The organism is Paraburkholderia sp. RL17-383-BIF-A (assembly GCF_046028015.1).
In the GTDB taxonomy this organism is placed as follows: domain Bacteria; phylum Pseudomonadota; class Gammaproteobacteria; order Burkholderiales; family Burkholderiaceae; genus Paraburkholderia.
Genome location: NZ_JARESR010000024.1, coordinates 76,538 through 101,497 on the forward strand (window position 1 = coordinate 76,538; position 24,960 = coordinate 101,497).

At 64.3% G+C, this 24,960-nt stretch carries 23 protein-coding genes; 16 read left to right on the forward strand and 7 right to left on the reverse strand.

Features of this window, described 5'->3' with window-relative positions; translation table 11 throughout:
• Nucleotides 1-1,018 precede the first annotated feature (1,018 nt).
• From P0D71_RS24635 to pyrF, 11 genes are all read left to right on the forward strand, one after another.
• Nucleotides 1,019-1,999, forward strand: coding sequence for an IclR family transcriptional regulator (locus P0D71_RS24635; protein WP_408482562.1), 981 nt, complete (start codon nt 1,019-1,021; stop codon nt 1,997-1,999).
• Nucleotides 1,996-3,075 carry a 2-dehydro-3-deoxygalactonokinase gene (locus tag P0D71_RS24640; protein WP_408352197.1) on the forward strand — a complete coding sequence of 360 codons (1,080 nt, stop codon included), beginning with the start codon at nt 1,996-1,998 and terminating at the stop codon, nt 3,073-3,075. The genes P0D71_RS24635 and P0D71_RS24640 overlap by 4 nt, the downstream gene beginning before the upstream one ends.
• Before the next feature lie 36 nt (nt 3,076-3,111).
• The gene (locus P0D71_RS24645) at nt 3,112-3,792 is read left to right on the forward strand and encodes a 2-dehydro-3-deoxy-6-phosphogalactonate aldolase (RefSeq protein ID WP_091799049.1); all 681 of its coding nucleotides are present in this window, start codon (nt 3,112-3,114) and stop codon (nt 3,790-3,792) included.
• The gene (locus P0D71_RS24650) at nt 3,789-4,565 is read left to right on the forward strand and encodes an SDR family oxidoreductase (protein WP_408482564.1); all 777 of its coding nucleotides are present in this window, start codon (nt 3,789-3,791) and stop codon (nt 4,563-4,565) included. Before P0D71_RS24645 ends, P0D71_RS24650 begins: the two co-directional genes overlap by 4 nt.
• Nucleotides 4,566-4,697: 132 nt before the next feature.
• Nucleotides 4,698-5,696, forward strand: coding sequence for an arabinose ABC transporter substrate-binding protein (locus P0D71_RS24655; RefSeq protein WP_091799055.1), 999 nt, complete (start codon nt 4,698-4,700; stop codon nt 5,694-5,696).
• A gap of 132 nt (nt 5,697-5,828) precedes the next feature.
• A complete protein-coding gene (gene araG, locus P0D71_RS24660; RefSeq protein WP_091799058.1) occupies nt 5,829-7,361 on the forward strand; it encodes an L-arabinose ABC transporter ATP-binding protein AraG in 1,533 nt (510 codons plus the stop codon).
• A 54-nt stretch (nt 7,362-7,415) separates the two neighbouring features.
• A complete protein-coding gene (araH, locus tag P0D71_RS24665) occupies nt 7,416-8,432 on the forward strand; it encodes an L-arabinose ABC transporter permease AraH (protein ID WP_091799061.1) in 1,017 nt (338 codons plus the stop codon).
• Between the two features lie 39 nt (nt 8,433-8,471).
• Nucleotides 8,472-9,272, forward strand: coding sequence for an SDR family NAD(P)-dependent oxidoreductase (locus P0D71_RS24670; protein WP_408482566.1), 801 nt, complete (start codon nt 8,472-8,474; stop codon nt 9,270-9,272).
• On the forward strand, nt 9,269-10,183 hold the full coding sequence (locus P0D71_RS24675) for an SMP-30/gluconolactonase/LRE family protein (protein ID WP_408301178.1): 915 nt from the start codon (nt 9,269-9,271) through the stop codon (nt 10,181-10,183). The genes P0D71_RS24670 and P0D71_RS24675 overlap by 4 nt, the downstream gene beginning before the upstream one ends.
• A 226-nt stretch (nt 10,184-10,409) precedes the next feature.
• Nucleotides 10,410-11,471, forward strand: a complete 1,062-nt coding sequence (locus P0D71_RS24680; protein ID WP_091799071.1) for an aldose 1-epimerase — start codon at nt 10,410-10,412, stop codon at nt 11,469-11,471.
• 242 nt (nt 11,472-11,713) lie between these two features.
• Nucleotides 11,714-12,529: an orotidine-5'-phosphate decarboxylase gene (pyrF, locus tag P0D71_RS24685; protein WP_408482568.1), complete on the forward strand. Its 816-nt coding sequence runs from the start codon at nt 11,714-11,716 to the stop codon at nt 12,527-12,529.
• A gap of 44 nt (nt 12,530-12,573) precedes the next feature.
• Here the strand turns inward: pyrF and P0D71_RS24690 are convergent, their stop codons facing one another.
• The 4 genes from P0D71_RS24690 to thiL form a co-directional block, all read right to left on the reverse strand.
• Entirely contained in the window at nt 12,574-13,092 is a 519-nt protein-coding gene (locus P0D71_RS24690) for a cupin domain-containing protein (protein ID WP_408482569.1), read from the reverse strand.
• A gap of 23 nt (nt 13,093-13,115) precedes the next feature.
• Complete coding sequence (locus P0D71_RS24695; protein ID WP_091799080.1) at nt 13,116-13,616, reverse strand: CinA family protein; 501 nt, start codon at nt 13,614-13,616, stop codon at nt 13,116-13,118.
• Nucleotides 13,617-13,683: 67 nt separating this feature from the next.
• Nucleotides 13,684-14,265, reverse strand: a complete 582-nt coding sequence (locus P0D71_RS24700; RefSeq protein WP_177205066.1) for a phosphatidylglycerophosphatase A family protein — start codon at nt 14,263-14,265, stop codon at nt 13,684-13,686.
• Nucleotides 14,255-15,253 (reverse strand): thiamine-phosphate kinase, encoded by a 999-nt coding sequence (gene thiL / locus P0D71_RS24705; protein WP_408482571.1) that lies wholly within the window; start codon nt 15,251-15,253, stop codon nt 14,255-14,257. The genes P0D71_RS24700 and thiL overlap by 11 nt, the downstream gene beginning before the upstream one ends.
• Before the next feature lie 207 nt (nt 15,254-15,460).
• Between thiL and P0D71_RS24710 the strand changes: the two genes are divergently transcribed.
• The 3 genes from P0D71_RS24710 to P0D71_RS24720 all read left to right on the forward strand — a co-directional run bounded on the left by P0D71_RS24710 (nt 15,461) and on the right by P0D71_RS24720 (nt 19,236).
• Nucleotides 15,461-17,800 (forward strand): NADP-dependent malic enzyme, encoded by a 2,340-nt coding sequence (locus P0D71_RS24710; RefSeq protein WP_091799086.1) that lies wholly within the window; start codon nt 15,461-15,463, stop codon nt 17,798-17,800.
• Between the two features lie 442 nt (nt 17,801-18,242).
• Complete coding sequence (locus tag P0D71_RS24715) at nt 18,243-18,659, forward strand: ribonuclease (protein WP_408301185.1); 417 nt, start codon at nt 18,243-18,245, stop codon at nt 18,657-18,659.
• 16 nt (nt 18,660-18,675) lie between these two features.
• Nucleotides 18,676-19,236 (forward strand): barstar family protein, encoded by a 561-nt coding sequence (locus tag P0D71_RS24720; protein ID WP_091801013.1) that lies wholly within the window; start codon nt 18,676-18,678, stop codon nt 19,234-19,236.
• A gap of 152 nt (nt 19,237-19,388) precedes the next feature.
• Here P0D71_RS24720 and P0D71_RS24725 read toward each other — a convergent pair whose 3' ends face one another.
• The 3 genes from P0D71_RS24725 to speE all read right to left on the reverse strand — a co-directional run bounded on the left by P0D71_RS24725 (nt 19,389) and on the right by speE (nt 21,549).
• On the reverse strand, nt 19,389-20,129 hold the full coding sequence (locus P0D71_RS24725) for a 16S rRNA (uracil(1498)-N(3))-methyltransferase (protein WP_408482588.1): 741 nt from the start codon (nt 20,127-20,129) through the stop codon (nt 19,389-19,391).
• 19 nt (nt 20,130-20,148) lie between these two features.
• Nucleotides 20,149-20,562 (reverse strand): VOC family protein, encoded by a 414-nt coding sequence (locus tag P0D71_RS24730; RefSeq protein WP_011489849.1) that lies wholly within the window; start codon nt 20,560-20,562, stop codon nt 20,149-20,151.
• A gap of 114 nt (nt 20,563-20,676) precedes the next feature.
• On the reverse strand, nt 20,677-21,549 hold the full coding sequence (gene speE / locus P0D71_RS24735; protein WP_408482573.1) for a polyamine aminopropyltransferase: 873 nt from the start codon (nt 21,547-21,549) through the stop codon (nt 20,677-20,679).
• A gap of 279 nt (nt 21,550-21,828) precedes the next feature.
• Here speE and tkt point away from each other — a divergent pair, with 279 nt between their 5' ends.
• Both tkt and gap read left to right on the forward strand, forming a co-directional pair.
• The gene (tkt, locus tag P0D71_RS24740) at nt 21,829-23,850 is read left to right on the forward strand and encodes a transketolase (protein WP_091799099.1); all 2,022 of its coding nucleotides are present in this window, start codon (nt 21,829-21,831) and stop codon (nt 23,848-23,850) included.
• 95 nt (nt 23,851-23,945) lie between these two features.
• On the forward strand, nt 23,946-24,956 hold the full coding sequence (gap, locus tag P0D71_RS24745) for a type I glyceraldehyde-3-phosphate dehydrogenase (protein WP_408182856.1): 1,011 nt from the start codon (nt 23,946-23,948) through the stop codon (nt 24,954-24,956).
• The last annotated feature ends 4 nt before the right edge of the window (nt 24,957-24,960 follow it).

The window sequence follows — 24,960 nt, forward strand, 5'->3', positions numbered from 1 at the left end:
GACGCGCGGGTTCTACTCTACGCATCAGGCTGTCGAACCTGAACCATCGCAATCGCGATGGCAAACCAAGTTTAGACAAGTCGCGCCGACAGTGATCACCTACCCAAGCTAAAAGGTGCGCGCCGCCATCATTTCCGAAATTTCCTAGGCACTTCGTCGGAATCGCGGCGACCGCACTAAGTAACTTCCGAGGGAATGCATCAAAAAATGGTGTTGTTGGCCGTCACGCACATGGCGATCAACTTCCGCGGCCGTGTCCGCGATCGCGTCCGCGAGGGTGCGGCTAGGCTTGGCAGGGCGTAACCGCCCAAAGGGACAGCACGGTGTGTCAGACCGCTGGCGATTGGATCGCCGGCGCTGACATTTCAATGATTGGCATCACGCCGAGGCGAAGCCGACGGCCCCCCGGCGCACAGATAAATCCACTTCAAGGCAGACCGTTCCGGCGAGTGCGCAGCGCGAGTCGGGAGGTATGACGGCCTTGTCACTTGCGCCGAATGTGCGAGAACACCGATTCCAGATGCACCACTACCGTGACTGTGCGGGGGACCCGCTTATGGGCTGGCGGTTCAAAGCGGCTTTCTTTGCCTACTTTCTTTGCCGCGGCAAAGAAAGTAGGTGCCGCCCCGCACAGGGGCAACGCCAATAGACCACTAAGAAAGCAAGGAAAGGCCAAAAACCCAAAGCGGCCACAAAAAACCCAAGGCACCAACCTTCCCATTATATGGATCAACCACTCACATATTGGAGGTTTCCCAAAAACCGCCCTACAATCCGAACCAACACGCAAAGCGCAACAAAGCAACGGCAAAAAAAGCCACGCAGCGCGAAAGCGACAGCAAAAAAACCGGAGACAAAGCCAACCATGCCCAAGGCAAAAAGGCAGCATCACGACGCCCAAAGCATCGCCCAAAGCATCGCCCAAAGCATCGCCAGAACGGCGCGCACGGCGAGCACCCAAGGCCCCCTCTCCGGCCCCGCGCTGTAAGCGCAAAAAACCACCGAAAAGCGAATCGCCATGAACAAAGCGATGCCCACTCACGCCGCGTCCGCGCCCGAAGCCGATCTGGCGTCATCCGCCGATCAAGCGACCCGCGCCGCGCCGCGCCCCGCGCCGGCCACGAAAGCGCCCCGCGCCAGCGCCGCTGTCCAACCGGCGCCGGTCGACGGAATCGCCTTACCCAGCACGCTGCTCGACATCACACCACAGCAAGCGGGCACGCAAACGCTCCTGCGCGGCCTGGCGATCCTGGAGGCAGCCGCGGCCGGCGTGCGCGACCTGCGCACCTTCGGCGCCGCGCTCGGCACGACCCGCAGCACGACGCATCGGCTGGTGAGCAGCCTCGTGCAGGCCCGCTATCTCCGCCAGGTGCAAGGCGGCTACCTGCTCGGCCCGAAGCTGATCGAACTCGGCACGATCGCCCTCGAACAGATGCCGCTCACCGCGGTCGCGCGTCAGCATCTCGAATCGCTCGCGGAACAGACGCTCGACACGATCCACCTCGGCGTGCGCGATGGCGACGACGTGCTGTACATCGACAAGATCCCCGGCACGCGGGGCCTCGAAATGCGCTCGCGCGTCGGGCACCGCATGCCGCTGGCGTCGACGGGAATCGGTAAAGCCATGATGCTCGATCTCACGCCGGACGTCTGGCAGTCGCTTTTCGATGCATCGCGTCGCGCGCTCGCCGGCGTCAGCTTCAAGCCGGATAACCGTCCCGACGCGCAGACCTTCATGCAGCGCATGACCAACTACGCCGCCGGCGGCTACACCTTCGACCTCGAAGAAAACGAGGCGTCGATCCGCTGCGTCGCGGCCCCGGTGCGCGATGCGTCGGGCGCGGTGGTGGCGGCGCTCTCGGTGGCGAGCACGATTCCGTATATGTCGCTCGAACGCATGGACGAACTGATTCCGGTCGTGCAGCGCGAAGCGCGCGCCATCTCGGAAGAACTCGGCTGGCGCGCCCCGCAACCGGCAACCCGCAGGATCAAGCGATGAAGCAAGCGGGTTCTCCCACCCCGGCAGCCAGCCACGCCGCAGCAGGCGCAGTCGACACCACGCACGCGCACGCCGCGCTGATCGCGCTCGATTGGGGCACGACCTCGCTGCGCGCGTATCTGTATGACGCGTCCGGCAATGTGCTGGCCACGCGCGCATCGACGGCGGGCATCATGAATCTGCCGCGCAGCGCGGAGCAGGGCGGCTTCGACGCGGCTTTCGAGGACGTCTGCGGCGCCTGGCTCGCAGACGCGCCCGGCGTGCCGGTGATCGCGGCAGGGATGGTCGGCAGCGCGCAAGGCTGGCTGGAAGCGCCTTATGTGGATACGCCGGCGAGCGCCGATGCGCTGGTGGCCGGCATCGTCCGCGTCGAGGCAGCCTGCGGTGTGACGCTGCATATCGTGCCGGGCGTCCTGCAGCGCGGCGAACTGCCCAACGTCATGCGCGGCGAAGAAACGCAGATTTTTGGCGCGCTCGGCGAAGAAGCGAACGTGACTAACGCCACGAACGCCACGCATCCCGCCGACAGCAAGCGCGCACTGATCGGTTTGCCCGGCACTCATGCGAAATGGGCGGTGGTGCAGGCGGGCCGGATCGAACGTTTTCACACCTTCATGACCGGCGAAGTGTTCGCGGCATTGCGCGAGCACACGATCCTCGGCCGCACGATGCTCACGCCGGATCTGCCGGACACCGGCGCATTCCTGCACGGCGTGAACATCGCGCGGGAAAAGGGTCAGGCGGGTGTGCTCGCGACCATATTCAGCTCGCGCACGCTCGGCCTCACCGGACAACTTTCGCGCGAACAACAGCCCGACTATCTGTCGGGATTGCTGATCGGGCACGAACTGGCCGGCCTCGACGCGGTGCTCACGCAACAGCAAAGCACGCTCGCCGGGCAGAGCCTGCGCCTGATCGGCAACGAAGCGCTGTGCGAGCGCTACCGCCTCGCGCTGGCGCAGTTCGGCTGCACTCAGGCGGAATTGGTCAAGCACGCCACCGAGCGCGGCCTGTGGCGCGTCGCCTCACAGGCAGGGCTGGTCAATCCGGCCGCTCACGCGGCACGCGCCGGCTAACCGGCAACGCCGCCGCTCACGAAACAAGGAACCGACATGCAACCTCACATCAATCTGCCCGCTCCGTACATGCCGCACGCGGGTTTGATCGCGGCGTTCGAGGCCTGTCCGCTGATCGCGATCATGCGCGGCGTGACGCCCGCCGATGCCGCCGAGCACGGCCAGGCGCTTTACGAAGCCGGCTTCCGGATCGTCGAAGTGCCGCTGAATTCGCCGCAGCCGTTCGACAGCATCGCTGCGATCCGCAAGGTGTTGCCGGCGGATGCGATCGTCGGCGCGGGCACGGTGCTGCATCCGAGTTTCGTCAACGACGTGAAGTCGGCGGGCGGCGAACTGATCGTGATGCCGCATAGCGATCCGGAAGTGGTCAGCGCCGCGAAAGCGCGAGGCATGGCCTGCGCGCCGGGCGTCGCGACGCCGACGGAAGCGTTCATCGCGCTGAAGAACGGCGCGGACGTGCTGAAGATGTTCCCCGCCGAACAACTCGGCTGCCAGGTCGTGAAGGCATGGCGCGCGGTGATCGCGGCGGAAGTGCCGCTGGTGCCGGTCGGCGGTATCACGCCCGACAACATGGGGCCGTTTCTCAGCGCGGGCGCGAACGGCTTCGGCCTCGGCTCGGCGTTGTACAAGCCGGGTCAGAGCGCGGCCGTGACCGCATCGCACGCGAAGGCGTTCATCAACGGTTTGCGCATTGCCCGCGCGGGTGCGAAGAAATGAAGCGGCTCGCCGGCAAAGTTGCTCTCGTCACCGGAGCCGGTCGCGGCATCGGCGCGGCGATCGCGCATGCGTTCGCGCGCGAGGGCGCGGCAGTCGTGCTGGCCGAACTGGACATCGAAACCGCGCAGCAGACGGCGGAGCATATCAAGTCGCAAACCGGCGCGCGCGTGCTCGCGGTGCCTACGGACGTGACGCAGGCGGCTTCGGTTCAGCACGCGGTGAGCGAAGCCGAACGCGCATTCGGCTCGGTCGACGTGCTGGTGAACAACGCCGGCATCAACGTGTTCTGCGATCCGTTGACCATGACGGACGACGACTGGCGCCGTTGCTTCGCCGTCGATCTCGACGGCGTGTGGAACGGTTGCCGCGCGGTGCTGCCGGGCATGGTCGAACGCGGCGCGGGGAGCATCGTGAATATCGCGTCGACGCATTCGTTCAAGATCATTCCGGGCTGCTTTCCGTACCCGGTGGCCAAGCACGGTGTGATTGGCCTGACCCGCGCGCTCGGCATCGAATACGCGCCGCGCAACGTGCGGGTCAACGCAATCGCGCCGGGTTACATCGAAACGCAATTGACGCACGACTGGTGGAACCAACAGGCCGATCCGGCCGCCGCGCAGCAGGCGACGCTGGATCTGCAACCGATGAAGCGCATCGGCCGCCCGGAAGAGGTGGCGATGACGGCGGTGTTTCTCGCCTCGGACGAAGCGCCGTTCATCAACGCCACCTGCATCACCGTGGATGGTGGGCGCTCCGCGCTGTATCACGACTGATTTTTGCAAGACCCGGATTGCGCAGGGGCGCAAGAAGTACACCGGACGACGCGCTGGCCGCGTGTGTCACAACCGGTACAAGAAGACGCGGCCGATACCTTCTCGTTACCAATTAGTCAGGAGACACGCATCATGAAACGTAGAATTTTCCTCACGCTGGCAGCAGCGGCGACGGGTGTGCTCTTCAACGCACCGGTCGCGCAAGCCGCTGATCCGGTGAAGATCGGCTTCCTCGTGAAGCAGCCGGAAGAGCCGTGGTTCCAGGACGAGTGGAAGTTCGCCGAAATCGCCGCCAAGGAGAAGGGCTTCACGCTGGTGAAGATCGGCGCGCCGTCGGGCGAGAAGGTGATGAGCGCAATCGACAACCTGTCGGCGCAGAAGGCGCAAGGCTTCGTGATCTGCACGCCTGACGTCAAGCTCGGACCGGGCATCGTCGCGAAGGCGAAGGCCGACGGCCTGAAGATGATGACGGTGGACGACCGTCTGGTCGACGGCGCGGGCAAGCCGATCGCGTCGGTGCCGCATATGGGCATCTCGGCATACAACATCGGCAAGCAGGTCGGCGACGGCCTGGCGGCGGAAATCAAGAAGCGCGGCTGGGACATGAAGGACGTGGGCGCAATCGACGTGACCTACGAACAGTTGCCGACCGCGCATGACCGCACGAGCGGCGCGACTGACGCCCTGATTGCCGCCGGCTTCCCGAAGGCGAACATCATCGCCGCGCCGCAAGCGAAGACCGACACGGAAAACGCGTTCAACGCCGCCAACATCGCGTTGACGAAAAATCCGAACTTCAAGCACTGGGTGGCCTACGCGCTGAACGACGAAGGTGTGCTCGGCGCGGTGCGCGCAGCGGAAGGCCGCGGCTTCAAGGCGGACAACATGATCGGTATCGGCATCGGCGGATCGGAATCGGCGCTGAACGAGTTCAAGAAGCCGTCGCCGACGGGCTTCTACGGCACGGTCATCATCAGCCCGAAGCGCCATGGCGAAGAAACCTCCACGCTGATGTACGACTGGATCACGCAAGGCAAGGCACCGCCGGCACTGACGCTGACCAGCGGCATGCTGGCCACGCGTGACAACGTTGCCGACGTGCGCCAGAAGATGGGCCTCGCGGCGAATTGAGCTGGTTGACTCAGTAGGTGATGAAATGAAGTGAACTGCCGGCGCGCCTTCTTACAAAGATCGGCGCGCCGGCAACAGCAAAAAAGATGAGTAGTAAAGACAGACGGTTCACACGAAGCATTAGGAGGCGAAGTGTCAGCGACGCTACGTTTTGACAATATCGGCAAGGTCTTTCCAGGCGTGCGCGCGCTCGACGGTGTGTCCTTCGACGTCAACGTCGGCCAGGTGCACGGCCTGATGGGCGAAAACGGCGCAGGGAAATCGACCCTGCTGAAGATTCTCGGCGGTGAATATCAGCCCGACTCGGGCCGCGTGATGATCGACGGCAACGAGGTGCGCTTCTCGAGCGCGGCGTCGTCGATCGCGGCGGGGATCGCGGTGATTCACCAGGAACTGCAATACGTGCCCGATCTCACGGTCGCGGAAAACCTGCTGCTTGGCCAGTTGCCGAACTCGCTCGGCTGGGTCAACAAGCGCGAAGCCAAACGCTTCGTGCGCGAACGCCTCGAAGCGATGGGCGTGGCGCTCGATCCGAACGCGAAGCTGCGCAAGCTCTCGATCGCGCAACGCCAGATGGTGGAAATCTGCAAGGCGCTGCTGCGCAACGCGCGCGTGATCGCCCTGGACGAGCCGACCAGCTCGCTGTCGCATCGCGAGACCGAGGTGCTGTTCAAGCTCGTGCGCGACCTGCGCGCCGACAATCGCGCGATGATCTACATCTCGCACCGCATGGACGAGATCTACGAGCTATGCGACGCCTGCACGATCTTCCGCGACGGCCGCAAGATTGCGTCGCACCCGACGCTCGAAGGCGTGTCGCGCGACACCATCGTCAGCGAGATGGTGGGGCGGGAAATTTCGGATATCTATAACTATTCGGCGCGGCCGCTCGGCGAAGTGCGCTTCGCGGCGAAAGCGATCGAAGGCCACGCGCTTGCGCAACCGGCCAGCTTCGAAGTGCGGCGCGGCGAGATCGTCGGCTTCTTCGGCCTGGTGGGCGCGGGCCGCAGCGAACTGATGCATCTGGTGTACGGCGCCGATCACAAGAAGGGCGGCGAGCTGGTGCTCGACGGCAAGCCGATCAAGGTGCGCAGCGCGGGCGAAGCGATCCGGCACGGCATCGTGCTGTGTCCGGAAGACCGCAAGGAAGAGGGCATCGTCGCGATGGCGACCGTGTCGGAGAACATCAACATCAGTTGCCGCCGTCACTATCTGCGCGCGGGGATATTCCTCGATCGCAAGAAGGAAGCGGAAACCGCGGACCGTTTCATCAAGCTCCTGAAGATCAAGACGCCGAGCCGCCGTCAAAAGATTCGCTTCCTCTCGGGTGGTAATCAACAGAAGGCGATTCTGTCGCGCTGGTTGGCCGAGCCGGATCTGAAAGTGGTGATTCTCGACGAGCCGACCCGCGGTATCGACGTCGGCGCGAAGCACGAAATTTACAACGTGATCTATCAGCTTGCCGAACGCGGCTGCGCGATCGTGATGATTTCGTCGGAGTTGCCGGAAGTGCTCGGCGTGTCCGACCGGATCGTCGTGATGCGCCAGGGCCGGATTTCCGGCGAACTGGCGCGCAAGGATGCAACGGAACAATCGGTGTTGAGCCTCGCGCTGCCGCAAAGCTCGACCGCGCTGCCCGAAACTGCTGCCCAACAGGCGGCCTGAACATCATTCGGACGAAAGTCCGGCAACCCGTGGGGAACGGGAGGAGTCTTCAACATGCAAGCCAGAGAAAACCTCGCGCAACAGGCCGCCAAGAGCGCCGCTGATGCGCTGATTCCGCAGTCCAACGACAAGGCGAAATGGTGGCAGCAGATCACCGAGTACAGCCTGATCGTGATCTTCGTCGTGATGTTCGTCACGATGTCGCTGACCGTCGATCACTTCTTCTCGATCGAGAACATGCTCGGCCTCGCGCTGTCGATTTCGCAGATCGGCATGGTCGCGTGCACGATGATGTTCTGTCTGGCCTCGCGCGACTTCGACCTCTCGGTCGGTTCGACGGTCGCGTTCGCCGGCGTGCTGTGCGCGATGGTGCTCAACGCCACCGGCAACACGTTCATTGCGATCATCGCCGCGGTGGCGGCGGGCGCCGTAATCGGTTTCGTCAACGGCGCGGTGATCGCGTATCTGCGCATCAACGCGCTGATCACGACGCTCGCCACGATGGAAATCGTCCGCGGTCTCGGCTTTATCGTCTCGCACGGTCAGGCGGTCGGCGTGTCGTCGGACACGTTCATCGCGCTCGGCGGCTTGAGCTTCTTCGGCGTGTCGCTGCCGATCTGGGTCACGCTGCTGTGCTTCATCGTGTTCGGCGTGATGCTCAACCAGACCGTGTACGGCCGCAATACGCTCGCCATCGGCGGCAATCCGGAAGCGTCGCGTCTGGCCGGTATCAACGTGGAACGCACGCGCGTCTACATCTTCCTGATTCAGGGCGCGGTGACCGCGCTGGCCGGTGTGATTCTGGCCTCGCGTATCACGTCCGGTCAGCCGAATGCCGCGGAAGGTTTCGAGCTGAACGTGATCTCGGCGTGCGTCCTGGGCGGCGTCTCGCTGCTCGGCGGCCGCGCGACGATTTCCGGCGTCGTGATCGGCGTGCTGATCATGGGTACGGTCGAGAACGTGATGAACCTGATGAACATCGACGCGTTCTATCAGTACCTCGTGCGCGGCGCGATCCTGCTCGCCGCCGTGCTGCTCGACCAGTTGAAGAACCGCGGCTCGCGGGATTAAACGCGCGACCCACTCACTTGCTCTAAAAGGAATCGAACGATGTCGTCTCCGGCCAATGCAAACGCCCGTCTCGCGGACAGCACCTTCGCACGCTATCCGAGTCTTGTGGATCGCACGGTATTGATCACGGGCGGCGCGACCGGCATCGGCGCATCGTTCGTCGAGCATTTTGCGGCGCAAGGCGCACGCGTCGCGTTCTTCGATATCGATGCGAGCGCCGGTGAAGCGCTCGCCGACGAACTCGGCGATTCGAAGCACAAGCCGCTGTTTTTGCCGTGCGATCTCACCGATATCGACGCGCTGCAAAAAGCGATCGCCGACGTGAAGGCCACGCTTGGGCCCATTCAGGTGCTGGTGAACAACGCCGCGAATGACAAACGCCACACGATCGGCGAAGTCACGCGCGAGTCGTTCGACGCGGGCATCGCGGTGAATATCCGTCACCAGTTCTTCGCGGCGCAAGCGGTGATGGAAGACATGAAGGCGGCCAACAGCGGCTCGATCATCAACCTCGGTTCGATCAGCTGGATGTTGAAGAACGGCGGCTATCCGGTGTATGTCATGTCGAAGTCGGCGGTGCAGGGTTTGACGCGCGGTCTCGCGCGCGACCTCGGTCACTTCAATATCCGCGTCAATACGCTCGTGCCGGGCTGGGTGATGACCGAGAAGCAGAGGCGCCTGTGGCTCGACGACGCGGGCCGTCGCTCGATCAAGGAAGGGCAGTGTATCGACGCCGAGCTGGAACCGGCCGACCTCGCCCGCATGGCGCTCTTCCTCGCCGCCGACGACAGCAAGATGATCACCGCGCAGGACATCATCGTCGACGGAGGCTGGGCGTGAGTGCGAACGCTTCGTCAGGCGCGGCTGCACAGCGCGCGGCGCTGCTGCTCGACACGAAGTGCACGCTCGGCGAAGGCGCGACATGGTGCGCGCAAACCGGCCGCTTCTACTGGACGGATATCGAAGGCGCGCGCCTGTGGCGCTATGACCCGAGCGACGGCCGCAGCACGTTCTGGCGCATGCCCGAGCGGCTTGCCACGTTTGCGCTGTGCGCCGATCCGCATTACCTGTTGCTTGGTCTCGCCACGCATCTCGCGTTCTTCGATCTGGCTACCGGCGAGACACGGCGCATCGTCGACGTCGAACCCGGTTTGAACACGCGCGTGAACGACGGCCGCTGCGACCGTCAGGGCCGCTTCGTGTTCGGGACCAAAGATGAGAGCGCGCCGGTGCAGCCCGTCGGCGGGTTCTACCGTCTCAATCACGATTTGTCGCTGGAGCGTTTGCCGCTGCCCGCGCCGGCGATCTCGAACAGCATCGCGTTCAGTCCCGACGGCGCGACGATGTACTACTGCGATTCGCCCACGCGCGAAATCCGCGTCTGCGACTATCGCGCGGATGGCAGCGTCGCCAACGATCGCCTCTTCACGCGCCTGACCGACGCCACCGGCGAACCCGACGGCTCGACTGTCGATCGCGACGGCGGGCTGTGGAACGCGCAGTGGGGCGGCCGGCGGGTGGTGCGTTATGGCCCGGACGGCGTGGAAACGGAGCGCGTCGACGTGCCGACCGCGCAGCCCAGTTGCGTCGCGCTGGGCGGGGCGCAACTCGGCACGCTGTACATTACGAGCGCGCGTTGCGACCTCGATGCTGCCGCGCTCGCCGACGATACGCGGGCGGGCGGCGTGTTCATCGCGACGCCCGGACGGCGTGGTTTGCCGGAACCGGTGTTCCAAGGCGCGCCTGCTTAGCGCAGAATGACGCTGCCTCGGTCTCGAGGCAGCAACGAAGCAACGCAGCAACGAAGCGCAATGAGGCATTGAATCTGAAAGTGTGTCGCAAGTTGATGTTGCAATACCAGTGGCAGCAAATCGGCAGCATGCAGTTCGGACCCAGAGGCGACCCGGTCAAGAAAATCGCCCTACAGCATCCGTCAGCAATGACGGCAACGTCCCAAGCCTCTCGATGGAGCCAGATATGACTGTTGCGAATCTCGTTTCCTCCTCCCCACAGACCTCTCAGAGCCGACGCTCGCGACTCGCCGCGGCGGCCAATCCGGTGCTTCCGGGTCCCAGCACGTCGGCGGTGGCCGTCGGCGAAACCAGCGGCGGCGATGTCGCGTGCATTACGCTCGCCAATGCGCATTTGCGTCTCGATGTCGCGCCGACGCTCGGTGGCGGCGTCACCCGTTTCGACTGGCGCAACGACGGCGCGCTCACGCCGATCTTCCGGCGCTGCCGCCATGTCGGGGTCGATACGCAGCCGAACGAACTCGCGTGCTATCCGCTGCTGCCGTATTCGAACCGGATCGGCGGCGGCCATTTCAACGTGGCGGGCCGTCGCGTCGAGGTGCCGCGCAATCGCGCCGACGAACCCCTGCCGATTCACGGCGACGGTTGGCAATCGGCCTGGCAGGTCGCCGAGTCGGACCGTGAAAACGTGCGGCTCACGCTCGATCGCCGCGATGGCAAGCCCTACGCATACAGTGCGACGCAAACCTATACGCTGGACGGCCCGACGCTCGTCGTGACGCTCGAAATCGAAAACGCCGGGCGTGAAGCGCTGCCTTTTGGGCTGGGCGTACATCCCTTCTTCGTGCGTGACGCGGACACCGAGTTGTCGGCGGCGGCCGGCGGCCTGTGGCTCTCCGGCGACGACTGGCTGCCCGTGCGGCACGTGCCGGCGCCGCCCGCCTGGCAATTCGGCGTGGCGTATCCGCTGCCGGAAACCATCGTCAATCACGCTTTCACCGGCTGGAGCGGCCAGGCGGCGGTGGTGTGGCCCAAGCGCCGCCTGTCGCTGAACATTGCCGCCGATACCGACTACTACGTGCTATACACGCCGCCGGGCGAAGACTTCTTCTGCTTCGAACCCGTCGATCATCCGATCAACGCGATGAATCTGGCCGGCGGCGCGAGTGAAAACGGCATGACCTTGCTGGGACGCGGCGAGCGTCTCACGCGCACGTTCCGCTTCACCGTCGAGCGCACCGGTTTGCGCTCGATGCCGGGAGCGCGCGGCTCGAAGCGCAAGCAGTAGCGGGCGAGGGTGGCGCGACAGGGCGGACGTGTGCATGCCCTGATGCGCTGCGGGCAATCGGCTCGCACGCTTCGCGAGCGCCAGGCCGATGCCGTGCGCACCTAGGGCGCGTTGCGGACGCTAGCCTCGCCTGTCCGCATCTCGCTCCGGACCAACGCTGCGCACGCTCGCAGCGCGGCCCGCTCTGCATGACAGGTAAAATACGCGCCTCTTCCGTTTTCCTGCTCGCCGCGAGACCCACCATGTCCAATTTCATCCAGACACTTAACGACGCCTGGCAGCGCACCAACTCGCTGCTGTGCGTCGGCCTCGATCCCGAGCCCAGCAAATTCCCGGGCGCGCTCGCGGGCCGGCCCGAAGCGATTTTCGACTTCTGCCGCACGATCGTCGACGCAACGGCGCCGTATGCGTCGTCGTTCAAACCGCAGATTGCCTACTTCGCGGCACATCGCGCGGAAGACCAGCTCGAGCAGTTGATCGCCCACATTCACGCGAACCATCCGGGGCTGCCGGTGATTCTGGATGCGAAGCGCGGCGACATCGGCAGCACCGCCGAGCAATATGCGCGCGAGGCGTTCGAGCGCTATCAGGCCGACGCGGTCACGGTGAATCCGTACATGGGTTTCGATTCGATCCAGCCGTATCTGGAGCACGAAGGCAAAGGCGTCATCGTGCTGTGCCGCACGTCGAACGCGGGTGGCTCCGATCTGCAATTCCTGGAAACGGGCGGCCGTCCGCTGTATCAGGTCGTCGCGCAACTGGCGGCTGACAAATGGAATGCAAGCGGCCAACTGGGCCTGGTGGTCGGCGCGACGTTCCCGAAGGAAATCGAAGTGGTGCGGGGGATTGTCGGCGATATGCCGCTGCTGATTCCGGGCATCGGCGCGCAAGGCGGCGACGTGCAAGCCACGGTCAACGCCGGCCGTACCGCGAATGGCACGGGCATGCTGATCAACTCGTCGCGGGCGATTATCTACGCGGGCAAGGGTGACGATTTCGCCGAAGCCGCAGCGAAGGCCGCGATGGAAACGCGCGACCGGATCAACGCGTTCCGGTAATCGCAGGCTGTTTTTTCGAAGACAGCTTCATGAGCGGGTGGGGTTCAAACGGGCCCTAGCCGCTCGATCAACGCCGCATGCTGCGGATGCCGCGCTTTCAGCGCATCGACATCCGCCAGCTCGAATTCGCTGAATTCAAAACCCGGCGCGACGGTGCAGCCCACCAGCGCGAAGGTCGCCGGATCCGCGCACTCCGCCGCGAACCACAAACCTGCGGGCACCACGGCCTGAAACACAGCGTCGGCATGCGTCAGCGCGTTGCCGAGTCTGTGCGTCACCAGCGCGCCGGTCTCGTCGAGCACGTGAACGTGCAACGGCTCGCCCGCATAGAAATGCCAGACCTCGTCGGATTTGATCCGATGCCACGCCGAATGCGCGCCGTCACTGAGCAGGTAGTAGATCGCTGTCGACGCCGAGCGGGTTTCCGTGGAACCGCCGCCGTTTTTGTCGCGCATCACGCGCTCCGCCGACCGATATGTTTCGCTAAAAAATCCGCCTTCGGGATGCGGCTTGAGATCGAGGCGGCGGACCAGTTCGTCTTTGACTGCGCGCGAATCAGGCATGGGCTTTCCGCGTTGAAGAAGGGTTAATGCTCGCGCTCGTCGAGCAAGGCGAGTACCCCGCGCAAGGCATGTGCGGCGGCCTGCACGCGAATCTTTTCGCGGTCGCCCTTGAAAATCTTCGTTTCCACCGACGTATGCAGCCGGTTGCTCCAGCCGAACGACACCATGCCGACCGGCTTGGTCTCGGTGCCGCCACCCGGACCGGCGACGCCGGTAATCGACAGCGAAACCTGCGCGCGGCTATTGCGCAGCGCGCCTTCGGCCATGGCGCGCGCCACCTGCTCGCTCACCGCGCCGTGCTTCTCGATCAACTCGGCGGGCACGCCGATCATTTCGCTCTTCGCCTGATTCGAATACGTGACGAAGCCGCGCTCGAACCAGCCGCTGCTGCCGGAAATGTCGGTGATTGCGGTCGCCACCATGCCGCCCGTGCAGGACTCGGCGGTGACGAGCATCAGGCGCTCGTCGCGCAGACGGTTGCTCACGCGAATGGCGAGCTGATGAACGACGGAATCGGTAGGCATGGCGTCAATCCGGAGAGCAGGGGACCGGCGGTGGCTGCCCGGCGGCGCGCGGGCCGCCGGGCAACGGTTATACGGACATGCGCCAGAGCGCAATCACGAGCAGCGTGAAAAACGCGGCGACCAGGTCATCGAACATGATGCCAAAGCCACCTTTCAGACGTCGATCGAAATAACCGATGGGCGGCGGTTTCACCATGTCGAAGAAGCGGAACACGATGAACGCCCACAGCTGGCCGGTCAGCGTGACCGGCGTGACCATCAGCAGCACCAGCCAGAAGGCGATGATTTCGTCCCACACCACGGGCGACGGATCGTCGATGCCGAGCTTCTTCGCGGTAAACCCGCAAATCGCAATCCCGCCGAAGAAGCCGGCGACGATCAGCGCGCCCCATTCGACCACCGTCAGGTAGCGGCTCAGGACGGCGAACGAGGCCCACGCGAAGAGCGTGCCGATCGTGCCCGGCGCGACTGGCGACAAGCCGCTGCCAAACCCCAGCGACAGGATGTGCAGCGGATGCGACAGCATGAAGCGCGCGGTGGCACGGCGCGGCTGACGGCCCGGCGGACGCGGATCGGGCGCGCGCGGCGCGCGGGGCGGTTCGCCGCCGATGAGTTTGTCGGCAGCGCCGAGCGGGGGATCAGTCTGCATGAAAGTGGTCGAAGCCTTGCAACGTCAGTGTGAGCGGCGCGCCAGCGGTGTCGTGCCAGCTGATCGCCGGGCGCTCGGCCGCCGCCTGGAGAGCGCTTATTGTACCGATGCGGGTGACCGGCACACCCACCTCGCGACCTGCCGCTTCGATCGAGGCGCGCGCCGAGGCCGGCGCGGTGAAACACAGCTCGTAGTCGTCGCCGCCGGCGAGCGTGCAGCGGCGCTGGATCTCGGGCGAGAGGCGGCGCAGCGCGTCCGAGCGCGGCACGGCGTCGACGTCGACGGCGGCTCGAAGATTCGATCGTTCGAGGATGTGCAGCAGGTCGCCGGCGAGGCCGTCCGAGAGGTCGAGCGCCGCGTGGGCGATGCCTCGCAGTGCCAGCCCGAGCGCGACACGTGGCTCCGGGCGTTCGAGGGCGCGACGAAACGTCGCAGCGTCGCTGGCATCCGCGGACCACTCACCGCGCTGCACGCCGAGGCCGGCGCGCGCGTCGCCGAGCGTGCCGGAAATCCAGATATCGTCACCCGGCTGCGCGGCGTCGCGGCGCAGCGCCGCGCGCGGCGGCACGCTGCCGAACACGGTGATGCACAAATTCAGCGGGCCCCCCGTCGTATCGCCGCCGACCAATTCGCAGCCGTAGCGTTCGGCCAGCGCGAACAGCCCTTCGCTGAACGCGGCGAGCCACGCTTCATCCGCTTTCGGCAGGGCGAACGCCAGCGTGAACGCCAGCGGTTTGGCGCCCATGGCGGCGAGGTCCGACAGATTGACCGCCAGCGCTTTGTGACCCAGCGCCTCGGGATCGACGTCAGGAAAGAAGTGGCGGCCTTCGACGAGCATGTCCGTCGAAATCGCCAGCATTTCGCCTGCGGGCGGCGCGAGCAGCGCACAGTCGTCGCCGATGCCGAGCGTGCCGCCCGCGGCGTCGGAGGGCCGCGCCGCAGCGCGGCGGGCGAAGAAGCGATCGATCAGCGAAAACTCGGAGAGCATGGTGGCGATGGATGAACGGATAAGTGCCGCGAAGTTCGGCTAACGGCGCGCATTGTACGAAGTGCACAAAGGGTCGAGACTCGATCCGCCGGCAACTCCGAGACGGGTGACGTTCGGGCGCCAGCAGGTTACGCCAGCCTTTCGCTCTGTTTCAGTCGCGGCAGTTGTACCCGTATTGAAGGAATTGGGCCGGCAATTGGGGCTACAATGCCGTCGAACGTCTATTCTAATCTGCCCTTCGAAGCCCGCCTTATGTCGACTCCCGTCAATAGCAAACTCCGCGAAGCCGCCCTCGATTACCACGAGTTTCCCACCCCCGGGAAGATCGCGATCGCCCCGACCAAGCAGATGATCAACCAACGCGACCTCGCGCTGGCGTACTCGCCGGGCGTGGCATTCGCGTGTGAGGAAATCGTCGAGAACCCGCTGAACGCCGCGCGCTTCACCGCGCGCAGCAACCTGGTCGGCGTGGTCACGAACGGCACCGCGGTGCTCGGTCTGGGCAACATCGGGCCGCTCGCCTCGAAGCCGGTCATGGAAGGCAAGGCCGTCCTGTTCAAGAAATTCGCCGGCATCGACGTGTTCGATATCGAACTGAACGAGTCCGACCCGCACAAGCTGGTCGACGTGATCGCGGCGCTGGAGCCGACCTTCGGCGGCATCAACCTCGAAGACATCAAGGCGCCGGACTGCTTCATCGTCGAACGCGAATGCCGCAAGCGCATGAAGATTCCGGTTTTCCACGACGACCAGCACGGCACGGCGATCGTCGTCGCGGCGGCCATCACCAACGGTCTGAAGGTGGTCGGCAAGGACATCAAGGAAGTCAAACTGGTGTCCTCGGGCGCGGGCGCGGCGGCGCTGGCCTGTCTGGACCTGCTGGTCGACATCGGCTTGCCGCTCGAAAACATCACCGTCACCGACCTGGCCGGCGTGGTCTACAAGGGCCGCGTCGAACTGATGGACCCGGACAAGGAGCGTTTCGCGCGTGAAACCGACGCCCGCACGCTTGCCGAAGCGATCGGCGGCGCGGACGTTTTCCTCGGCCTCTCGGCCGGCGGCGTGCTCAAGCAGGACATGGTCAAGCAAATGGCGGACAAGCCGCTGATTCTGGCGCTGGCCAACCCGACGCCGGAAATCCTGCCGGAACTCGCACTGGAAGTGCGTCCGGACGCCGTGCTGTGCACGGGCCGCACGGACTACCCGAACCAGGTGAACAACGTGCTGGTGTTCCCGTTCCTGTTCCGCGGCGCGCTGGATGCGGGCGCGACCACGGTGACGCGGGAAATGGAAATCGCGGCGGTCAATGCGATCGCCGAACTGGCGCGCCAGGAGCAGAGCGATATCGTCGCGACGGCGTATGGCATTCAGGACCTGTCGTTCGGCCCTGAGTATCTGATTCCGAAGCCGTTCGATCCGCGCCTGATCGTCAAGGTCGCGCCGGCCGTGGCGAAGGCCGCGATGGATTCGGGCGTCGCCGAGCGTCCGATCGAGGACATGGATGCTTACGAACAGCATCTGCAGCAGTTCGTGTATCACAGCGGCACGACCATGAAGCCGATTTTCCAGCTGGCGCGCGGCGTCGAGCCGGAGAAGAAGCGCATTGTGTTCGCGGAAGGCGAAGAAGAGCGCGTGCTGCGCGCGATGCAGATCATCGTCGACGAAAAGCTGGCCAAGCCGATTCTGATCGGCCGCCCGGCTGTGATCGAGCAGCGTATTGCGCGCTACGGTCTGCGTCTGGTCGCGGGTCAGGACTACACGGTCGTGAACACCGACCACGACGAGCGTTACCGCGACTTCTGGCAGGAATATCACAAGATGATGTCGCGCAAGGGCATCAGCGCGCAGATGGCCAAGCTCGAAATGCGCCGCCGCACCACGCTGATCGGCGCGATGCTGGTGGAAAAGGGCGAAGCCGACGGCATGATCTGCGGCACGGTGTCGACCACGCATCGGCACCTGCACTTCATCGATCAGGTGATCGGCAAGAAGGAAGGCGCGAAGGTCTACGCGGCGATGAACGCGCTGGTCCTGCCGAATCGTCAGATCTTCCTCGTGGATACGCACGTGAACGTCGATCCTACGCCGGAGCAACTCGCCGAAATCACGATCATGGCGGCGGAAGAAGTGCGCCGTTTCGGTATCGAGCCGAAGATCGCGCTGCTGTCGCATTCGAACTTCGGCACCAGCAACGCGCCGACCGCGCAGAAGATGCGCGACACGCTGGCCATCCTGCGCGAACGCGCGCCGGACCTGCAGGTGGACGGCGAAATGCACGGCGACATCGCGCTCGACGCGAATCTGCGCCGCGAAGTGATGCCCGACTCAACGCTCGAAGGCGACGCGAACCTGCTGGTGCTGCCGAACATCGACGCGGCCAACATCTCGTACAACCTGCTGAAGACCGCCGCGGGCAACAACATCGCGATTGGTCCGATGCTGTTGGGCGCGGCCAAGCCGGTGCACGTGCTGACGGCTTCGGCGACGGTGCGCCGGATCGTCAACATGACGGCGCTGCTGGTGGCGGATGTGATCGCGGCGCGTTAATTCGCGATCCAGACAAAGCATGGCGCGGGAACGTCCGCGCTTTGAAAAAAAAGGCGTGCCCGCAACGGGCACGCCTCAGGGTGAACAGGGGATACCTCACCCTAAAAACGGCAAGTCAGACAAAATTCCGCCTTCAAAGAGCGCTCAACGGCTATAAGCCATTGCAACGGCGCATTCAGATGCTTGCAGACGCAGACGCAGCGGCCTGCCGACCACCCCCTCACACGCCCGCCTTCACTCCATTTGCACCGTTAGAATAAATTTTAGCTTGACTAAGCTATTTATTCTGTCAAAAGTCGTCAAAGTCCCTCCGGTGGGCCATTCCCGCCTGATTGCAAGTTTGGGGTCGGCTGGCGAGCGTTGATTCCGGGGGCCATTAGCGATACCCTTACGTCTTTCATGGTCGTCAAACTCGTGATCTAACAGCGGGGAACCTTGATACATGGCACGCAAGTGGCAACGCATGAAAGGCGTGCTGATCAGTGCTGTTACGCTGTGCGCTCTATCTGGCCCCGTGCCTGGCGCGTATGCACGCGACTCCACGGCGCCCGCCGACTCGAACGCGCAGTTTCAGGGCACGATCGCGCTGGCGCAGTTGCCACGCGAAGCGGTCAATACATTGAACTTGATTGCCGCAGGCGGGCCTTACCCGTATGAGAAGGACGGCATCGTATTCGGCAATCGCGAACGGTTGCTGCCGGCCCATCGGCGCGGCTATTACCACGAATACACCGTTTCCACGCCTCGCTCACGTAATCGCGGGGCGCGTCGCATCGTCTGCGGAGGTCCGCTGAAGCGAACCGACAATTGTTACTACTCGGACGACCACTACACCAGTTTTAATCGTATTGTTGAATGACATCGGGATGAACGGCATGAGCGACAACGTCTACGCGCACGACTCCGGAGTCGCGACGGATCTTTTCGCGGCCGGCGACGGCAATCTGTTCCAGCGCGTCATGCAGATGCGAGCCGCCGATCAGGGCCGCGAGAACCAGAGCGAAGCAGGCACTGTGGTTTCATCGAACGAGGAGCCCATGAGTCTTTTCAAGACCGTACGACCGAACATCGTACAGTCGATCCGCGCGTTCCGCGTGCAGGATCTGGCCGACGAGGCCAACCAGCTCGGCCAGCATTTTCTGTATGCGTATTGCGCCAATGCGCAGTCCAAACAGGAAGTGCTGGAGACTATCGCGACGTCGTTCCTGTTTCCGAAACACTTCGGCAAGAATTACGACGCGCTTTACGACTGTTTGACCGATCTGGTTCATAAGGCGGGTGCGCAGCCGGGCTTCGTGATTGTCCTCGAGCAGTTGCCGGTGGCGCAGAAGTTCGACAAGGAAGGGCGCGAAACGCTGCTGGACGTGTTCCGCGAAGCCTCCGAATTCTGGGCCGAGCGCAAGGTGGCATTCCGCGTGTTTTACTCGTTCGCCTGAGATTTTCGTTTGTATTTTTGCCCGAGCGTTTCCTGCTTGGGCTAAGTGACAAAGGCCCGCCAATGGCGGGCCTTTGTTTTTGCTGCTGTAGATGCCGACGTGACCTGCGCCGCCCCGATCCATGCATGCGGCAAACCCTGCACGCAGACGGCTTACCAGCCGCCCCAGCCGGCCGCCAGCGCCGAGAGCACGGCGATGCCGGCAGTTTCAGTGCGCATCACGCGCGGGCCGAGGCCGACGGCAGTGAATCCGTGGTCGGTCGCGGCTGCTTCCTCTGCGGCGGAAAAGCCGCCTTCCGGGCCGACCAGCACTGTCACGCGGCCTTTTGGCGGCTCGGCGGGCAACGCGGAAAAGCTGATACTGGCCCGCGGCGACAGCAGAATGCGCAAGTCGCCTTCGTCAGGCGTGCGAGGCATGGCGCCCAGCCAGGTGGCGATCTCGCGCACCGGCATGACTTCCGGCAGGCGATTGCGCCCGCACTGCTCGCACGACGCCCGCACGATCCCTTGCCAATGCGCATGGCGCCGCTGCGCGCGCTCGCCCGACAGACGCACGACGCTGCGGGTGGTGGTCAGCGGCACAAAGGCTGCCGCGCCGAGTTCGACGGCCTTTTCGATCAGCCAGTCCATCTTGTCGCCGCCGGCGATGCCCTGCGCGAGCGTGAGGCGATACGGCGCCTCGACTTCGATATTGCGGAATTCGCGGATTCTTACCTTGGCCGAGCGGCGCTCGACCTCGACGAGTTCGGCGCTATATTCGCCGCCTTCGCCATTGAACAGCACGATGGAATCGCCGGGCTGCAAACGCAGCACGAGCACATGCCGAACGACGTCATCGGGAAGCTGCATGATGTCGTCGGGTCGAAGGGGCGTTCCGACGAAGAAGCGTGGCATCAGAAAAATACTCATTGGTTCACGAAAGGTGGCGAGCGAGCGCCCAGCGGTAGCCGTCCAGATCTTCGACCTGGGCGAAGCGGTCGCCCCAGAACTGATCCTGTGGCTCGCTCAGCGATTTTGCGCCGGCGGCCAGCGCCCGCGCGTAAATCGCGTCGACATCGTCGACATAGACATAGAACGATTGCGGTGCGATCGCGCCCGCGCTTTTCGGTGTTTTCGCAGCCGAGCCGAACGCGCCTTCCGGTGCGAACATCACGATCAACTGGCCCTGGTAGGTCATCTCGACATGCATGACGACACCGTCGTCCTGGACACTGTCGCGCACTTCGAAGCCGAACGCCGCTGTGAAGAACGCGGACGCGGCACGTGCATCGCGCACCGTCAGATAGGGGGTCAACCAAGGCACACCGGCGGGGCGGGAGGCGGTCATGGAGTTCTCCGGATCCAAAGGGTTGGCGGGGCATAGGCGGCAAGTCCAGGCGGACGGTCGCGCATCGAGATGCCGATAGCGCAGTCCGACGGAACCGAGCATTTTGCCCACGCGTTAGCTTGCTGGCTTTAAGAATTGACTTAGTTTATCGCGCACTGAGCGGGATGCCGAGAACAGTCCGGCGTGCGTGGCCGTGTCGTAGTGCATCAGGTCGTCGATCTGGCGCGCGGCGAGGCGGGCCGCGAGCGTATCGGCGGTGAGGGCGGCCGGGTCGAGCGTGTCGCTGGCGGTGGCCATCATCCAGAGCGAGCCGTACAGAGGGATGAACGTGCTCATGGTGCGGACAATGGCGAACGCCGCGCGCAGGTCGCCGAGCAGGCGCGCAATGCGCTCACCGTGAAAATACGGCGAGCCGAGGTGTACGGAGACGGCGGCCGTCGGGCTCATGCTCCGCTTGAGCTGCTGATAGAAGGCTTGCGTGTAGAGGCCGGCAGCGGGTGAGTCGGGCGGCGTCAGGTCGAACACGACCAGATCGAATTGCGCCGGCGCCGCGGCTTCGACGTAATGCGCGGCGTCGCCGATCACCAGTTCGACGCGAGGGTCGTCGAAGGCGCCACCGTGCACTTCCGGCAGATGCTCGCGCGTCAGGCGGACCACTTCGGCGTCCAACTCCGCCACCACGATCCGTTCGATACCCGCATGCCTCAGCAATTGCCGCGCGGCGCCGCCGTCGCCGCCGCCCAGCACGAGCGCCGCTTGCGGCGATGGATGCGCCAGCGCGGCCGGGTGCACCATGCATTCGTGATAGATGAACTCGTCGCCGGCGGACGTCATCGGACGGCCGTCGAGCGTGAAGAGCCGGCCGAGCTGCGGCGTGTCCCAGACTTCGATCCGCTGGAAAGGTGAATCGGCGTGCGCCACCCGCTTCGCATGCGGAAATCCGTAGACGGCGTCGGGACTCGGTCGGAACAGCAGCGGAGCGCTCACGGCTGGCGGGCTCCGTGCGGAGCGCGGTGGGTTGAGGTTGTGCAATTGTAAAGGGCGAAGCACGGCGCGGCCTCGGCGGACACACCGAGCCGCGCGACCCGTCGGCTTTCGGGGCGGGGGGCGGGCAACGTTCTGTTAGAATGTCACGCTTTCAGCCTTGTCCGTTTGCTCTGCCCGTTTCGCGTCTCCTGGCGCCGCACCGTGCGCCCGAGTGAGCTGGCATTCGAGCATCCGGGCCTCAAGCGCGTACCGCCTTCTGACTCTGTCTCCGGACTCGACATGACGACCCCGTCTCCCGCACCCACTTCCTTGATGGCCAACGCAATCCGCGCGTTGTCCATGGACGCCGTTCAAAAAGCGAACTCCGGCCACCCCGGCATGCCGATGGGCATGGCCGAAATCGGCGTGGCTTTGTGGTCGCGTCATCTGCGCCACAACCCGAAGAACCCGCAATGGGCCGATCGCGACCGTTTCGTGCTGTCGAACGGCCACGGCTCGATGCTGCTGTATTCGCTGCTGCACCTCACCGGCTACGATCTGCCGATCGAAGAGCTGAAGAACTTCCGCCAGATGCATTCGAAGACGCCGGGCCACCCGGAATACGGCATCACGCCGGGCGTCGAAACGACCACGGGCCCGCTCGGCCAGGGTCTGGCGAATGCGGTCGGCATGGCGCTCGCCGAGTCGCTGCTCGCGACCGAGTTCAACAAGCCTGACGCAACCATCGTCGACCACCACACGTACGTGTTCGTCGGCGACGGCTGCCTGATGGAAGGCATCTCGCACGAAGCGTGCTCGCTCGCGGGCGTGCTGAAGCTGAACAAGCTGATCGCGTTCTACGACGACAACGGCATCTCGATCGACGGCGAAGTGGTGCACTGGTTCCACGACGACACGCCGAAGCGCTTCGAGGCGTATGGCTGGAACGTGATCCCGAACGTGGTCGGCCACGACGTCGAGGCAGTCGACGCAGCCATCAAGCAGGCCAAGCAATCCGACAAGCCCACGCTGATCTGCTGCAAGACGGTGATCGGCGAAGGCTCGCCGAACAAGGCGGGCAGCCACGATTCGCACGGCTCGGCGCTCGGCGACAAGGAAGTCGCGGCCACGCGCGAGAAGATCGGCTGGAAGTGGGAACCGTTCGTGATCCCGCAAGAGGTCTACTCCGCATGGGACGCAAAGGAAGCCGGCGCACGCAACGAAGCCGAGTGGGACAAGGCGTTCGCCGCGTACGCAGCCAAATATCCGCAGGAAGCCGCTGAATTCAAGCGCCGCGATGCGAAGCAGTTGCCGGCCGACTGGAAGGAAAAGGCCAAGGCGATCATTGCCGGCGCGAACGAGCGCGCGGAAACCGTCGCAACGCGCAAGGCATCGCAACAGGCTATCGAGGCGTTGTCGGCCGTGCTGCCGGAACTGCTCGGCGGCTCCGCCGACCTGACCGGATCGAACCTGACCAACTGGAAGGCCGCCAAGCCAGTGCGCGTGAATGCCGAAGGCAAGGCTGCCGGCAACTACGTCAACTACGGCGTGCGCGAATTCGGTATGAGCGCCGCGATCAACGGCGTCGCGCTGCATGGCGGCTTCAAGGCTTTCGGCGGCACGTTCCTGACGTTCTCGGACTACAGCCGCAACGCGCTGCGCGTCGCCGCGCTGATGAAAGCGCCGTCGATCTTCGTGTTCACGCACGACTCGATCGGTCTGGGCGAAGACGGCCCGACCCACCAGTCGATCGAACATGTTGCGAGCCTGCGTCTGATTCCGCACCTGCAGGTGTGGCGTCCGGCTGATACCGTGGAGACGGCGGTGGCCTGGACTCACGCGGTCGAACATCACGGCCCGTCGGCCCTGATCTTCAGCCGTCAGAACCTGCCGTTCTCGGAACGCACGGACGCGCAGATCGCCAACATCGAGAAGGGCGGTTACGTGCTGCGCGACTGGAACGACGAAATCGTCGCGCGCAAGATCATCCTGATCGCCACCGGTTCGGAAGTCGAACTGGCGCTGAACGCGGTCGAGCCGCTGGCGCGCGAAGGCATCGCGGCGCGCGTCGTGTCCATGCCGTCGACCACTGTGTTCGACAAGCAGGACGCCGAATACCGCGAGCGCGTGCTGCCGCAAGGCGTGCGCCGCGTCGCGATCGAAGCGGGTGTTTCGGATTTCTGGCGCAAGTACGTGGGTCTGGAAGGCGGCGTGGTCGGCATCGACACGTTCGGCGAATCGGCCCCGGCTGGCGTGCTGTTCAAGCATTTCGGCTTCACCGTCGAACACGTGGTAGAGACGGCAAAAGCCGCACTCGGCTGATCCTGGACAAGCGTTGCCGTTTGCGTGCGAACGCGCGGCAACGCTGTCAGTCAGACGAATCTGGACGAATTTTTTTAGCCATCAGGAGATAGACCATGACGATTCGCGTCGCAATCAACGGCTACGGCCGGATCGGCCGCAACACGCTGCGCGCCTTCTATGAAAACGGCAAGAAGCACGATATCGAAATCGTCGCCATCAACGATCTCGGCGATGCCAAGACCAACGCTCACCTGACGCAATACGACACGGCGCACGGCAAGTTCCCGGGCGAAGTGTCGGTGGACGGCGACTACCTGGTTGTCAACGGCGACAAGATCCGCGTGCTGGCCAACCGCAACCCGGCTGAACTGCCGTGGGGCGAGCTGAACGTCGACGTCGTGCTGGAATGCACGGGCTTTTTCACGACCAAGGAAAAGGCGAGCGCGCACATCAAGGGCGGCGCGAAGAAGGTGATCATTTCGGCGCCGGGCGGTAAAGACGTCGACGCCACGATCGTCTACGGCGTGAACCACAACGTGCTGAAGGCATCGGACACGGTCATTTCGAACGCCTCGTGCACGACGAACTGCCTCGCACCGCTCGTCAAGCCGCTGAACGACAAGATCGGCCTGGTGAACGGTCTGATGACCACGATCCACGCATACACGAACGACCAGGTTCTGACGGACGTGTACCACGAAGACCTGCGCCGTGCGCGCTCGGCCACGCACAGCCAGATCCCGACCAAGACCGGCGCTGCTTCGGCGGTCGGTCTGGTGCTGCCGGAACTGAACGGCAAACTGGACGGCTACGCGATTCGCGTCCCGACGATCAACGTGTCGGTCGTCGACCTGTCGTTCATCGCCGCGCGCGACACGACGGTCGAAGAAGTCAACGCGATCATGAAGGAAGCGTCGGAAGGCTCGCTGAAGGGCATCCTCGGCTACAACGATGCACCGCTGGTGTCGATCGACTTCAACCACAACCCGGCTTCGTCGACGTTCGACGCGACGCTGACCAAGGTGTCGGGCCGTCTGGTGAAGGTGTCGAGCTGGTACGACAACGAGTGGGGCTTCTCGAACCGCATGCTGGACACGGCTGTGGCGCTGGCCAACGCGAAGTAAATCA